This window comes from Arthrobacter sp. TE12231, from assembly GCF_054062895.1.
The window spans coordinates 2,875,083-2,888,768 of the sequence record NZ_JBSSFS010000001.1; the positions used below are offsets into that span (position 1 = coordinate 2,875,083).

Below are 13,686 nucleotides of genomic sequence, written 5' to 3' on the forward strand. Positions count from 1 at the left end.
GTCAGAGCGGAAACTTACCGGAGAGTTCCAGCGAACCGGCGCACGTCCAGGCTGCCAGACGCTCGTCGTCGGACGGCCCGCCGGCCAGCGGGCTGGTGAGCCGAGGCCGCCGCACCCAGCAGCCGGCCTCCTCCGCGATCAGCGCACCGGCGGCGAAGTCGTGCTCGTTGAGCCCGCGTTCGCCGTAGGCGTCGTGGGTGCCGTCCGCCACGAGGCACAGGTCCAGCGCCGCCGAGCCCAGGCGGCGCATGTCCGCGAAGCCGTCCATCAGGCCGCCCAGGCCGCCGGCCTGTTCGGCCCGGACCCCGGCATCGTAGCTGAAGCCCGTCGCCAGGATCTGTCCGGTGCGCCCGGGGACGGGACCGAGCAGGGCCGTCAGCCGGCCCTGCTCCTCGAGCCAGGCCCCCTCGCCCCGGGAGGCGAAGTAGGTGCGGCCCAGCGCCGGGGCGCTGACGACGCCGGCCAGCCAGACGCCGTCGGGGTCGGCCACCGCCACGGAGGTGGCGTAGTAGACGATGTTGCGGATGAAATTAGTGGTGCCGTCGAGGGGATCGATGGACCAGCGGTAGCCGCTGGGCTCCGTCGGCAGGACCGTCCCGCCCTCCTCCCCCGTGATGATGTCGTGCGGCCGGGCGGCGGTGATGACGTCCCGGACGGCGGCTTCGGCGGCGAGGTCAAAGGCCGTCACCCAGTCTCCCGAGTCGCCCTTGTTGCTGACGTCGAGGGCGGCGGCCTTCCGGGTGGCCAGGACCGCGGCACCCGCGGCTGCGGCCGATTTGGCCAGTTCCAGCAGCGCCGCCGTGCCGGGCTCGGCATCGGGCGGGACGGAGGGGTGGGAGCTCATTGAGCCGCCGCCGAGTCGAAGCCGGGGGTGTCGCCGTCGTCGTCTTCCGAGTCAAGGTCCGGGTCAAGCTCCGGATCCGTGTCGCTGTCGGCCGCACCGGCCGGGCCGTTGGCCAGCAGGGCCCGGAAGCCGTCCTCGTCCAGGACCGGGACACCGAGCTGTTCTGCCTTGTCCAGTTTGGTGCCTGCGTTGTCGCCGGCCACCACGTAGCTGGTGTTCTTGGAGACCGAGCCGGCCGCCTTGCCGCCACGGATCAGGATGGCCTCCTTGGCCTCGTCACGGCTGAAACCCTCGAGGCTTCCGGTGACCACGACGGTCAGCCCCTCCAGGGTCCGGGGTGTGGACTCGTCGCGCTCGTCGGCCATCCGGACACCGGCGGCGGCCCAGCGGTCCACGATGTCGCGGTGCCAGTCCTCGGCGAACCATTCCGTCAACGCCTGGGCAATCACCGGGCCCACGCCGTCCACGCTGGCGAGCTCTTCCTCGGAGGCCTGCCGGATGGCGTCCATGCTGCCGAACGCGGTGGCGAGGGCGCGGGAGGCGCGCGGGCCGACGTGCCTTATGGACAGCGCCACCAGGACACGCCACAGCGGCTGGGACTTGGCCTTCTCAAGTTCGCGGAAGAGCTTGTCCGTGGTGGCCGTGGGCTTGGACGGGGTCTTGGTGGTGGCCTTGGTATAGAAGTAGGGCACGAGTTCGAATTCGCCGGTGGCCACGCCTTTGGAGCGCTTCTCCCGGCGGACGCGGACGTCCGCGAGCTGCTCCGGGGTGAGCTCGAACAGTGTCGCCTCGGTGGTCAGCGGCGGCGTTTCGGGCTCGGCGGGCTGGGTCAGGGCGATCGCGGCTTCCCAGCCGAGGGCCTCGATGTCGAAGGCGCCGCGGCCGGCGAGGTGGAAGACGCGTTCACGCAGCTGCGCCGGGCAGGATCGGGAGTTGGGGCAGCGGATGTCCACGTCCCCTTCCTTCCCGGGGGCCAGCGGCGTGCCGCAGGCCGGGCATTCGGTGGGCATTATGAAGTCGCGGACGGGCGGGTCCTGCTGGTCGCGGAGCGCCAAGACCGGGCCCACAATTTCCGGGATGACGTCTCCGGCCTTGCGCAGCACCACGATGTCGCCGATCTTAACGCCTTTGGCCTTGACCACTTCCTGGTTGTGCAGGGTGGCCATTTCCACGGTAGAGCCGGCGACCTTGACCGGTTCCATGATCCCGTAGGGGGTGACCCGGCCGGTGCGGCCGACGTTGACGGCGATGTCCAGCAGCTTGGTGTGCACTTCCTCCGGCGGGTATTTGTATGCCACGGCCCAGCGCGGCACGCGGGAGGTGTAGCCCAGGGCGCGCTGCGTGGCGAAGTCGTCCACCTTGACCACAATGCCGTCGATCTCGTGCGTCAGGCTATGCCGTTTGTCCCCGTAGCGCTTGATGAAGTCCAGCACGTCCTGCAGCCCGGCGAGGACCTCGAAGTACGGGCTGGTGGGCAGGCCCCATTCGGCCAACTGGCGGTAGGAGTCTGACTGGCTGACCGTCTGGAGTCCCTCTCGGGCGCCGATGCCGTGGACGTACATCCGCAGCGGCCGTTTGGCGGTTTCCGCCGGGTCCTTCTGCCGCAGCGAACCGGCGGCGGCGTTGCGCGGGTTGGCCAGCGGCGCCTTGCCGGCCTCGATCAGGGCCTCGTTGAACTCCGCGAACGCCTTGGACGGGATAAAGACCTCGCCGCGGACTTCCATTTCCGCCGGGAAGCCCGTGCCGCTGAGCTGCTGCGGGATTTCCTTGATGGTCAGGACGTTGTGCGTGATGTCCTCGCCGGTGGTGCCGTCGCCGCGGGTGGCGGCCCGGACCAGCACGCCGTCGCGGTAAAGCAGGTTGACGGCCAGGCCGTCGATCTTCAGTTCGGTGAGCCACGCCGGCGGGTTGCCGCCGTTGCCGATCTTGGCGACGGACGCCTCGGCCTTGGCAATCCAGGCCTCAAGCTCCTCGAGGGAAAAGACGTCTTCCAGGCTGTACATGCGCTGCAGGTGTTCGACGGCGGCAAACGCGGCGGACACCTCGCCGCCCACTTCCTGCGTGGGCGAATCGTTGGCCACAAGCTCCGGATGCATGGCCTCGAGGGTTTCCAGCCGCCGGTAGAGCTCGTCAAACTCGGCGTCGGAGATGATCGGCGCGTCCTCCTGGTAGTACGCAAAACGATGTTTGCGGACCTCCTCCACGAGGTCTTCGTACTCCGCGCGGACATCCCCGGACGGGACCTGCTCCCCCGCGGGGCGTTCAGGATCCGTGACGTGCCCCTGGGCTTCGTCGGCTGCTTTTTCAGTCTCTGCTGCGGTCTTTCCTGTGCTCACAGACCTATCCTGCCCTAGATCATTGCCATTGTCCGATCAGCAGGCTGTCCGGCCGGCAGCCCGCCGGTCAGACGGGCGTATCCCCGACGGCGGTCCGGGCATCGACCACAATCGCGGTGACGTTGTCCCGTCCGCCGCTCCGCAGGGCGGCCTGGATCAGTTCGTCGACCGCCGCCTGGGGGTCCGGCTCGGATCCAAGGATGCCGGCAATCCGCTCGTCGCTCAGTTCCCCGTTGAGCCCGTCCGAGCACACCAGCATCCGGTCACCGTCCTCGAGCGGTATCAGCCAGTAGTCGGCCTCGGATTCGTCTCCCGTGCCCAGCGCGCGCGTCACCACATGCCGGCGCGGATGGACGGCGGCCTCGGCTTCGGTGATCTGGCCGGCGGCCACCAGTTCCTGCACTTCAGAGTGGTCCACACTGACTTGGGTGAGGCCACCGTGGCTGAACCGGTAGGTGCGGGAATCGCCGATGTTCAGGACCAGCCAGTACGGGCCGTCCGGCTGCTCCACCACTATGACGCCGGAGAGCGTGGTTCCGGCGCGGGAGTCCGTGGCCTGGCGGATGCCCTCGTCAGCTATGAGCAGATAGTCCTGGACGAGGCCTGCCGTTGCGTCCCGGCTGCCGGTCTTCACCTGCGGAAGCTCCGCCAGGGTGCGCACGCAAATGCTGCTGGCGACTTCGCCTGCCTCGTGGCCGCCCATGCCGTCGGCCACCGCGAAGACGGGCTCGGCGGCAATGAAGGAGTCCTCGTTCATCTCACGGCGCAGGCCCCGGTCCGTGCCGCAGCCCCAGCGCAGGCGCGGTCCCCGCGCCCCGTCCGAAGCGGGAAGCGGGGCGTCTGAGGTAGGGTTCATGGCCGTCCTAGCTGAAGTGGTGCTCGCGAAAGTTGGCGGCGGTCACACACCCGGCCGGGTGGCAGCTGCCGGTCCGACTATTGCATATGCGCCGCACAACTGAGAAGCCCGTGCCCTTAGTCCTGCGCGTGGCGGGTGATTAGCGCTGCGCTTAGTCCTGCGTTCAGTCCAGGACGAGGCCGCGGCCGCTGCCGGGCTGCAGCTGCACCGGGTGGATTTCGCCGAAGCCGCGGACGTCCTCGGCCGGGCGGGGCACCAGGACGAAGCGTTCGTCGTCGTCCAGGGCGGCCGCGGTCATGGAATCCACCAGCACGGTGCCGGGATCTGCGAGGGCGGTCAGGCGGGCGGCGAGGTTGACGGTGGGTCCGTAGATGTCCCCCAGACGGGACAGGATTCGGCCCCAGACCATCGCCACGCGCGCCTGCGGCAGGATCTCGTCCTCCGTGAAGGCGCGGGACAGGGCCAGCGAAATCTCGGCGCCGGCCGCTGGTGTTTCGGCGATGTAGAGGACTTCGTCGCCCACCGTCTTGACCAGCCGGCCGCCGCCGACGGAGATGATCTCGGCGCATTTGTTCTCGAAGCGCTGCACCAGCTGGGCGAGCGTCTTCTCATTCATCCGCCGGGACAGGCTGGTGTAGGACACCAGGTCCGCGAAGCCTACGGCCCGCGCCAGGGGCAGCGGCGCGTCGTCCTCGTCGCCTTCGCGGCCCTCTTCGCTGGACTGCAGCCCGGCTTCGGCCCGGACGGCCAGGCGCTGGACGCCCGCGTTGAGCTGGCGGCGCCAGGAGTAGACGAGCATCTCCTCAAGGGCGTCAATGAGGTTCGGCAGCTCGCTGACAAGGCGCTTGCGGGCCACGGCATCCGGCACTCCCTGCTTCTGGACCATGTCCTCGACGAGGGCCTCGATCTGCCACACCACCATCCGGTCCGTCATCTGGCCGATGGCCCGCGTGATGGAAATGGCGGCTTCCTCCGTGAGCTTGCCGGCACGCACCAGGTCCACGATCGTGGACAGGGCGGACTGGTCGCGTTCGGTGAACGCGACGTCTTCATCACCGAGGTTGGGAAAGCCGAGGGCGCGCCAGAGTTTCCGGGCGGACAGCAGCGAGAGCCCGGCACCGGCGGCGACTTCACGGCGTTTGAGCTTGCGTTCGCCGCCCAGCAGACGGGCTTCGAGGGCCTTGGCGGCGAGCCGTTCGGCGGACATGGTTCCGGTGGGCGGAGCGACGGGTTCAGCGGCATCGGCCGCGGCCGGTTCGGCGGCCGGGTCAACGTGCGAGCTGGCGTCGGCGGGCTCTACGACGGCGGGAGCGTCGTCGATGCCGGCGGCACCGGGTCCGGAGCCGCCGTCGTGGGTGGCCTCAGGCGTTGACGCCGGGGTGACGGCTGCCGGCTCCGAGATGACGTCTTCGGGTTCCCGGGGCAAATCCGGGGCGGCGAGTTCGGTGTCCTGGTGGACGTTCTCAGCGTTCATCTCTTCCACCTTCTCTCATCTCCCACGGCAAGTCCTCGCCCGGGTTGTTCGTCGTGCCCTCGGCCCCGAAGGCGTCGCCCCTGGGGAGATCGCCGATGGCGTCAAGAATGAAGTTTCGGAATGTCGCGACCTCTGGAACGTCGGGAACCTTGGTTCCCAAGGGGTACCCGGTCTCCAAGGATATATTCCCGGAGCGCAATAGGCGCTGCAACAACGATTGCTCAATGGCCACATGGCGGACTGCGGCGAGCGGGATCTGCTGATCGCGCCGCCGTAACATGCCGTAGCGGGTAACTAAGCGCTGGCTGGTCAGGATGTAGCGCGTGGCCTGCCATGTGATGACCCGCGGGAGGCAATAACCGAGCAGGACCCACGCCGCCAGCCCCAGGCACACGGCGATCAGCCAGGGCGTCCATTCCTGGGGGATGAGGGGCACAAGCTTCGCCGGGCCGCCCTTGACGACCCAGGCGCAGGCGTACGCGGCCAGTGCCGGCACCACAATGAACAACAGCGCCGGGACAATCAGCATCCTGGGCTGGGGCCGGGTTACAACAATCACTTGCTCACCCGGCAGGAGCACTTTACGCATAACCGCTTTCTGCTCCGCCGCGGCCGCCTCCACCCTTTCCGTCTGCTGCCGCCGGGTTCCACGGCCTCAAGTGCACGACGTCCCCGGCGGTCACCACATGTTCATGGCCCGTCGCGTCAACCACCAGGAGCGAACCGTATTCGTCCAGGCGCGTGGCGTGGCCGATGATCTCGTGGTCGCCGGGCAGCTGGGCGCGGACCTGCTTGCCGAGGGTCGTCAGCAGGTGTTCCACCCTCTTGTGCAACGAAGGGCCGCCGGCCATCCCGGCGGCGGGGTCGCCGTCGGCGTTGCAGAAGCTGCGGTACAAGGTGGCGAAGCGGGACAGGTAGCTCTTCAGGAGTTCCGTCCGGTCCACCGTGTCCGGGTTCTCCAGCAGCACGGACGTGGCGGTGGGCACCGGGAGTTCCGGCTCCGTGAGGGTGACATTCAGACCGGTGCCGAGGATGACCGGCGGCGTGCCGACGCCGCCGAGCGGGCCAAGCTGGGCCAGGATTCCGGCGATCTTCTTGCCGCGCACCAGGACGTCGTTGGGCCACTTGAGTTCCGCCGGAATGCCGGCGGTTTCCGTCAGGGTTTCCCGCAGGGCAAGGGCGGCGAGCAGGGAGAGCCACGAGTAGCTGTGGGTCGGCAGCGGCCGGCCGGTCGCGTTGACCGGACGCAGCACGAGCGAGACGGAGACGGAGCTACGGGCCGGGGCCTCCCAGTGCCGGTCGAGCCGGCCGCGCGCAGCGGTCTGGTATTCGGCGGTGAGCACCGACAGGTCCGGCCAGGCGCCGGGATCCTCGGTCACGCCGCGGAGGAGATCGGCGTTGGTGGAGCCGGTGGTCTCCACCACGGTCAGGCGCGGAATCCCGTTGGCGGACAGGAAAGCCTCATCGCTGAGGGCGTTGAGGTCCAGCGGCGGACGGTCCGGGGTTTCCTGCACGGCTTCCATCCTTGAATCCTACCGAGGAAAGCGCGCCCCGGCTCCGGCCACGTTCACTCACGCACCTCCGCTGGTACTCCCCACCTTTGGCCGGCGCGCGCGGCGTGTCGGCCCGACACACCGGAGATTCCCGGCGTCGGGTCCGCAAACGAGGGGAATTTCCGCGGGGGATGCCGCCGAAAACACTCAGCAAGCTCAGAGGAAGATGTCCGAGACCAGCCTGCCCTCTGGCGCGCCGAGGCTGTAGGGGCTGAAGTCGGTCACGCCGGCCGCCGCGAGAACCTGCTCGTCGGTGTAGAAGTTGCCGCTCCAGCTGCCGGATTCCGGTATCGCGTTGCTGGCAGTCAGCACGGCGTGGGCCGCGTCGGCCATGATCTCCGGGCCGCGGGCGCCTTTGACGATCATGTCGCCGCCGGGCATGTTGCGGATCGCGGCGGTGTCGATCAAGGTGCAGGGCCAGAGCGAGTTGACGCTGATGCCGTCCACCTTGAGTTCCTCGGCCAGGCCCAGAGTGGTTAGGCTCATGCCGTATTTGGCCATGGTGTAGGCCAAATGCATCCCGGCCCATTTGGGATCCAGGTTCAGCGGCGGCGAGAGCGTCAGGATCTGCCCGGCCTCTGACTCGCGCAGCGCGGGCAGAGCCAGCTTGCTCATGAGGAAGGTGCCGCGGACGTTGATGTCCTGCATAAGGTCGTAGCGCTTCATGTCCAGGGCGTCGGTCTTGGACAGGTCGATCGCCGAGGCGTTGTTGATCACGATGTCGATCCCGCCGAAGCGTTCGACGGCGGCGGCAACCGCGCCGGCGACGTCGGCGTCGTTGCGGACATCGCCCACCAGCGGCAACGCCCGACCGCCGGCGGCCTCGATCTGTTCGGCGGCGGTGTAGACGGTGCCCTCCAGCTTGGCGTGGGGCTGTCCGGTCTTGGCCATCAGGACGATGTTGGCGCCGTCCCGGGCCGCGCGGAGCGCGATGGCCAGCCCGATGCCGCGGCTGCCCCCGGAGATGAGGATGGTGCGGTCCTGAAGGGAACCGGCGGCCTGGTACGGCCCTGCAGCGGCGCCCGAAGCATCATTGCTTGAAGTCATGAGCCCACTCTAGCCGACCAATGTTACTGGCCGGTAACAAGGAGACGCGGGAGCGTTGCGGCGCGAAAATTGTAGGTTCCCTACAGCGGCACCGGCCAATACCGTCACTAGACTTGCCAGCAGAGCCCTGCTTTTGTGGATTCCAGCCAAAGGAGCCAGCGGGCCGGGCACCGAACAACCTAGCAACAGAGCCGGAGACACTTGATGAGCCACGATCTGACCACGACTGCGGGAAAGCTTGCAGATTTCCGCGACCGCCAGGCCCGTGCCGAGCAGCCCTCCGGCCCGGAGGCAGTAGTCAAGCAGCACGCACGCGGCAAGAAAACCGCCCGCGAGCGCATCGACCTCCTGCTGGATGCCGGCTCGTTCGTCGAGTTCGACGCGTTGGCCGTGCACCGCTCCACCGCGTTCGGCATGGAGAAGAAGAAGCCGCTGGGTGACGGCCTCGTCTCCGGCTACGGCACCGTGGACGGCCGCCCGGTGGCCGTCTACAGCCAGGACTTCTCCGTCTACGGCGGCTCGCTGAGCCAGGTCAACGGCGAGAAGATCGTCAAGGTCCAGGAATTTGCACTGCGCAACGGCTGCCCGGTGGTCGGCATCCTCGACGGCGGCGGTGCCCGCATCCAGGAGGGCGTCGCCTCCCTGGCGATGTTCGCGGACATCTTCCGCAACAACGTCCACGCCTCCGGAGTGGTCCCGCAGATCTCCCTCATCATGGGCCCCTCGGCCGGCGGTGCGGCCTACTCCCCCGCCCTGACCGACTACGTGGTCATGGTGGACAAGACCTCGCACATGTTCATCACCGGCCCGGACGTCATCAAGACGGTCACGGGTGAAGACGTGGACATGGAGACCCTGGGCGGCGCGCGCCAGCACAACGCCAACACCGGCACGTCGACCTACCTGGCCTCCGACGAGGCCGACGCTGTGGAGTTCGTCCGTGAACTGCTGGACTTCCTGCCCTCCAACAACCTCGCCGAGGCCCCGGTGCTCGACCACCAGCAGGAGCTGGAGATCGACGACGACGACCTCGCCCTCGATACCCTGATCCCAGACTCGGCCAACCAGCCCTACGACATGCGCAAGGTCATCGAGCAGATCGTGGACGACGCCCACTTCCTGGAGATGCAGTCCCTCTACGCCCCGAACGTGATCATCGGCTACGGCCGTGTGGAGGGCCACACGGTCGGCATCGTTGCCAACCAGCCCATGCAGTTCGCCGGCACCCTGGATATCGCCGCGTCGGAAAAGGCCGCCCGCTTCGTCCGGCACTGCGACGCCTTCAACATCCCCATCATCACCCTGGTGGACGTCCCGGGCTTCCTGCCGGGCAAGGACCAGGAGTTCCAGGGCATCATCCGTCGCGGCGCGAAGCTGCTCTACGCCTACGCCGAAGCCACCGTGCCCAAGCTGACCGTCATCACCCGCAAGGCCTACGGCGGGGCCTACATCGTGATGGGCTCCAAGAAGCTCGGCGCGGACCTCAACCTCGCCTGGCCCACCGCCCAGATCGGCGTCATGGGCGCCCAGGGCGCGGTCAACATCCTGTACCGCCGTGAACTCGCCGCGGTGGCCGAGGCCGGCGGCGACGTCGAGGCCAAGCGTGCCGAGGTGATCCGCCAGTACGAGGAAGAGCTGCTCAACCCCTACCAGGCGGCCCAGCTGGGCTACGTGGACTCGGTCATTGCCCCGTCCGAGACCCGGGTGCAGATCATCAAGGGGCTGCGCGCCCTCCGGGACAAACGGGCCGCCCTGCCCGCCAAGAAGCACGGGAACATCCCGCTGTGACCCCCGTGCACGAACCCGCTGAACCGCTGGAACCGGCTGAGCAGCCGGGCAGCGATGCGTCGCCGGCACTGCTTTCCGTCGTCAAGGGCGAGCCGACGCCGGAGGAGCTGGCGGCGCTGACCGCCGTCGTGCTGTCCATGGGGCAGGCCCCGCAGGCGGCACCGGAAGCTCCCGGCGTCCGGCACTGGGTCCGCCGGCAGCAGCTGCGGCTCGCACCCAAGCCGGGTCCGGACGCCTGGCGCCGCAGCCTCGGCTAGCCGTCCGGCTAAGCGGCCCGGCTGGGCCGCCACCGAAAAAAGTTCAGCGAGTCTTTCATAACCGCGACGGCCGGGCTAGTCTCGTCGGGTGACTACCGAAACCATAGCCTCAGACAACTCGGCCCCCGCGCGCCAGCAGACAGCTATTGACGCCGTCGCGGACGCCTACACGGACACCCTCATCCGGCTTAACCCGAGCTTCGCCACCGAGCTCGGCCTGCCCGGGCACGAGACCGAATACCCGGACTTCTCCCCCGCCGGACACGAGGAATTCGCGGCCGCGGCGCGCGAGGCACTCGCGGCGCTGGACGGTCTGGAGCCGGTGGACGACGTCGACGCCGTCACCCTCGACGCCATGCGGGAGCGGCTGGGCCTGCAGCTGGAAATCCACGAATCGGGCTGGGACGCGGCCGACCTGAACAACATCGCCTCGCCGTCGCAGGACATCCGCGCGATCTTCGACCTCATGCCGACGGACACGGCCGATCAGTGGGACCACATCGCCGGCCGGGCCCACAACGTCCCCGCCGCGATCGACGGCTACATCGAATCGTTGCGCTCGGCGATGCAGGACGGCAAGGTGGCCGCAGCCCGCCAGGTATCGATCGTGATCGAGCAGGCCACCAAACACGCAGCCGACGACGGTTTCTTCGCGAACCTCACGGCCGGCGCCACGACTGCGGACGGCCCGCTCCCGCCGGAACTGCAGTCCAAGCTCGACGCCGGCACGGCGGCCGCCCGGGTGGCCTACGCCCGGCTAGCGGGATTCCTCGAGTCCGAACTCCTGCCCGTCGCCCCGGCCAAGGACGCCGTCGGGCGCAGCCGCTATGCGCTGGCCTCACGGTCCTTCCTCGGCGCGACCGTGGATCTGGAGGAAACCTACGCGTGGGGCGTGCAGGAACTGGACCGCCTGATCGCCGAACAGGAACGGGTGGCCGGGGAAATCCGGCCCGGCGCCACGATCGAGGAAGCCAAGGAGATCCTGAACAACGATCCCGCCCGCCAGCTCAAGGGCACCGACGCCCTCCAGGCCTGGATGCAGGAACTCTCCGACAAGGCCGTGGCGGAGCTCGCCGGCGTCCACTTCGAGATCCCGGACGTCATGAAGACGCTGGAGTGCAAGATCGCCCCCACCGATGAAGGCGGCATCTACTACACCGGCCCCTCGGAGGACTTCAGCCGTCCGGGCCGGATGTGGTGGTCCGTGCCTGCCGGTGAGGACACCTTCACTACCTGGGCCGAAACCACCACCGTCTACCACGAGGGAGTGCCCGGCCACCATCTGCAGGTCGCCACCGCCACCTACCGCCGCGAGCTGCTGAACAAGTGGCGCCGGAGCGTGTGCTGGACCTCGGGCCACGGCGAAGGCTGGGCCCTCTATGCCGAGAAGCTCATGCAGGAACTGGGCTACCTGAAGGATCCGGGCGACCACATGGGCATGCTCGACATGCAGCGCATGCGGGCCGCCCGCGTGGTGTTCGACATCGGAGTGCACCTGGAGTTGGAGGTGCCCGAGCGTTGGGGGTCGGGCACCTGGACCCCGGAGAACGGCTTTGACTTCCTCCGCGCCAACCTGCCGATCAGCGAGGGGCAGCTGAAGTTCGAGTTCACCCGCTACCTCGGCTGGCCGGGACAGGCACCCTCCTACAAGGTGGGCCAGCGGCTGTGGGAGCAGATCCGGGCCGAGCTTGAATCCCGCCCCGGCTTCGACCTCAAGGCGTTCCACACCAAGGCCCTGAACATCGGCTCGGTGGGCCTCGACACCCTCAAGCGCGCGCTGCTGGGGTAGGGCGGTTCCCGGGAGCAGCCATCCTCCCGCCATCTCCCTAGCCTCGCAAGCCCGGCCAGGGAGATGGCGTGGGCCCAGGCGTGCTCGCTCGAACACCCCACCGTCCCCCAGGGGAGATAAAGGCCACACCGGAGGTTGGAATAACTTCACAATCGGGTAGTCTTCCGGCGTATTTCCTGGGATTGCGCGACCGGACCTAACAACTTGCCGCGTAATATTTCTCAACATCCTTTCGCCGTGCTATCGGCGCTGGTCCTAGCGTGTTCCGGTGAGCATTCAGACAAGCACCCCCGCACCCGCTGGAAAGACCGGGTTCCAGCTACCCAAATGGGCCGGCTCGTTCGGTTTCCAGATCATCGCCGCGCTGATCGTGGGCCTCGGCCTTGGCCTTCTCGCCAAGTACACGGGCAGCACCAAGGCGAACCCCAATGCCCTCGGCACCACCCTGCAGACCATCGGTTCGAGCTACGTCTCGCTGCTGCAGACCGCCGTCGTTCCCCTCATCTTCACCGCCGTCGTCAGCTCCATTTCCAACCTGCGCGCGGTCTCCAACGCTGCCCGGCTCGCCTGGAACACGCTGCTCTGGTTCGCCATCACCTCGCTGATCGCCGTGCTGATCGGGATCGGACTCGGCGTGCTGCTGCAGCCCGGGGCCGGCACCGGCATCAACCAGGAAGCCAAGTACGCCGGCAAGTCAGGCGACTGGTGGGCCTTCCTCTCCGGGCTCTTCCCCAAGAACTTCCTGGGCCTGGGCGCGACCACCACCGTCACTGACGGCGTGGCCACCATCGCGGTCAGTTTCAACGTGCTCCAGATCCTCGTGATCGCGATCGCCGTCGGAATCGCCGCACTCAAGGTGGGGAAGGCCGCCGATCCGTTCCTGAACCTCAATGCCTCCGCCCTCGCCGTCATCCAGAAGGTCCTCTGGTGGATCATCCGGATCGCGCCGATCGGCACCGTCGGCCTGATCGGCAACGCCGTGGCCGTCTACGGCTGGGACACCATCGGCTCGCTCGGCAAGTTCACGGTGGCAATCTACATCGGCCTGGCGCTCGTGCTGTTCGTGGTCTACCCCGTCCTGATCCGCAGCCACGGCCTGTCCGTCAAGCAGTACTTCTCCGGCGTGTGGCCCGCCGTGCAGCTGGCCTTCGTCTCCCGCTCCTCGATCGGCACGCTGCCGCTGACCCAGCGGGTGGCCGAACGGAGCCTGGGCGTCCCGCGCGCCTATGCCTCCTTCGCGGTGCCGCTGGGCGCGACCACCAAGATGGACGGCTGCGCCGCGGTCTACCCCGCCGTCGCTGCGATCTTCGTGGCCCAGTTCTTCGGCATCCAGCTTGATTTCACCCAGTACCTGCTGATCGCGCTGGTGTCCGTGCTCGGCTCGGCCGCGACCGCCGGCACCACCGGCGCCGTCGTGATGCTGACGCTGACGCTTTCCACGCTGGGACTGCCGCTGGCCGGCGTCGGGCTCCTGCTGGCGATCGACCCGATCCTGGACATGGGCCGCACCGCCGTCAACGTGGCCGGCCAGGCCCTGATCCCTGCAATCGTGGCCAAGCGCCAGGGCATCCTGGACGAGACCCTCTACAACGCGCCGCGGAACGGCGATCCGTTCAGCGACGACCTCGCCGACGCTTCCGCCGACCTTGTGGCCGCGCCGGCTGCTGATCCGGCCTCAGCGCGGCCGACGGCGGAGCGCGAACTGGCGGACGCCACGGCCTAGCCGGTCCGGTCGGACAGGC

11 protein-coding genes are annotated in these 13,686 nt (G+C 68.3%); 4 read left to right on the forward strand and 7 right to left on the reverse strand.

The features are described from left to right. Window position 1: 1 nt before the first annotated feature. From ACVWYS_RS13010 to ACVWYS_RS13040, 7 genes are all read right to left on the reverse strand, one after another. Window positions 2–844: an inositol monophosphatase family protein gene (locus ACVWYS_RS13010; protein ID WP_116766104.1), complete on the reverse strand. Its 843-nt coding sequence runs from the start codon at window positions 842–844 to the stop codon at window positions 2–4. Next, a complete protein-coding gene (gene ligA, locus ACVWYS_RS13015; RefSeq protein WP_456509868.1) occupies window positions 841–3,180 on the reverse strand; it encodes an NAD-dependent DNA ligase LigA in 2,340 nt (779 codons plus the stop codon). Before ligA ends, ACVWYS_RS13010 begins: the two co-directional genes overlap by 4 nt. Before the next feature lie 67 nt (window positions 3,181–3,247). Continuing rightward, the gene (locus ACVWYS_RS13020; RefSeq protein ID WP_344363994.1) at window positions 3,248–4,036 is read right to left on the reverse strand and encodes a PP2C family protein-serine/threonine phosphatase; all 789 of its coding nucleotides are present in this window, start codon (window positions 4,034–4,036) and stop codon (window positions 3,248–3,250) included. A gap of 163 nt (window positions 4,037–4,199) precedes the next feature. Then, a complete protein-coding gene (locus ACVWYS_RS13025) occupies window positions 4,200–5,510 on the reverse strand; it encodes an adenylate/guanylate cyclase domain-containing protein (RefSeq protein ID WP_456509869.1) in 1,311 nt (436 codons plus the stop codon). Beyond that, window positions 5,500–6,099, reverse strand: a complete 600-nt coding sequence (locus ACVWYS_RS13030) for a PH domain-containing protein (protein ID WP_116766133.1) — start codon at window positions 6,097–6,099, stop codon at window positions 5,500–5,502. The genes ACVWYS_RS13025 and ACVWYS_RS13030 overlap by 11 nt, the downstream gene beginning before the upstream one ends. Beyond that, window positions 6,092–7,033, reverse strand: a complete 942-nt coding sequence (locus ACVWYS_RS13035) for a biotin--[acetyl-CoA-carboxylase] ligase (protein WP_456507162.1) — start codon at window positions 7,031–7,033, stop codon at window positions 6,092–6,094. Before ACVWYS_RS13035 ends, ACVWYS_RS13030 begins: the two co-directional genes overlap by 8 nt. Window positions 7,034–7,219: 186 nt before the next feature. Further along, window positions 7,220–8,110 (reverse strand): SDR family oxidoreductase, encoded by an 891-nt coding sequence (locus ACVWYS_RS13040; protein WP_456507163.1) that lies wholly within the window; start codon window positions 8,108–8,110, stop codon window positions 7,220–7,222. Between the two features lie 204 nt (window positions 8,111–8,314). Here ACVWYS_RS13040 and ACVWYS_RS13045 point away from each other — a divergent pair, with 204 nt between their 5' ends. The 4 genes from ACVWYS_RS13045 to ACVWYS_RS13060 all read left to right on the forward strand — a co-directional run bounded on the left by ACVWYS_RS13045 (window position 8,315) and on the right by ACVWYS_RS13060 (window position 13,667). Continuing rightward, the gene (locus ACVWYS_RS13045; protein WP_344364005.1) at window positions 8,315–9,898 is read left to right on the forward strand and encodes an acyl-CoA carboxylase subunit beta; all 1,584 of its coding nucleotides are present in this window, start codon (window positions 8,315–8,317) and stop codon (window positions 9,896–9,898) included. A gap of 5 nt (window positions 9,899–9,903) precedes the next feature. Further along, window positions 9,904–10,155 (forward strand): acyl-CoA carboxylase subunit epsilon, encoded by a 252-nt coding sequence (locus ACVWYS_RS13050; RefSeq protein WP_175460409.1) that lies wholly within the window; start codon window positions 9,904–9,906, stop codon window positions 10,153–10,155. Between the two features lie 88 nt (window positions 10,156–10,243). Then, window positions 10,244–11,944 (forward strand): DUF885 domain-containing protein, encoded by a 1,701-nt coding sequence (locus tag ACVWYS_RS13055; protein WP_425547155.1) that lies wholly within the window; start codon window positions 10,244–10,246, stop codon window positions 11,942–11,944. A gap of 268 nt (window positions 11,945–12,212) precedes the next feature. Continuing rightward, a complete protein-coding gene (locus ACVWYS_RS13060) occupies window positions 12,213–13,667 on the forward strand; it encodes a dicarboxylate/amino acid:cation symporter (RefSeq protein ID WP_456507164.1) in 1,455 nt (484 codons plus the stop codon). Window positions 13,668–13,686: the final 19 nt, after the last annotated feature.